At 33.8% G+C, this 263-nt stretch carries 1 protein-coding gene; it reads left to right on the top strand.

Annotated features, from left to right (window positions below; all coding sequences use genetic code 11):
• Positions 1–225 (top strand): spore gernimation protein GerQ (locus RG959_RS24355; protein WP_342799322.1); only part of this gene is annotated, 225 nt, incomplete at its 5' end.
• Between the last annotated feature and the right edge of the window lie 38 nt (positions 226–263).

The following is a 263-nucleotide window of genomic DNA, read 5'->3' as shown; positions in this document are numbered from 1 at the left end:
GATCATGAGTCATTGGATCTACATGAAATTATTAATTTTAAAACCCTTTGCTTAGCAAAATCAAAATTAATGCAAGGACTGGTATTTGATGATGATTTGAAAACATTAATGCAAAAAGACGTTGAACAATCCATACAGGGGCTTGGAGAATTACAGGCAATTTATCAGCGTGCACCTTTTGAAGCTCCTGTTCCTCAAAACCGCCCAACACCAATAATAAATTGAAAGGGAGTAAAAATCATTGAATAATGACTATTTAGATC

It is taken from the genome of Domibacillus sp. 8LH (genome assembly GCF_038806185.1).
In the GTDB taxonomy this organism is placed as follows: domain Bacteria; phylum Bacillota; class Bacilli; order Bacillales; family Domibacillaceae; genus Domibacillus; species Domibacillus indicus_A.
The sequence above is the reverse complement of the archived record's forward strand: the minus strand, read 5'-3'. Positions and strand labels throughout refer to the sequence as shown.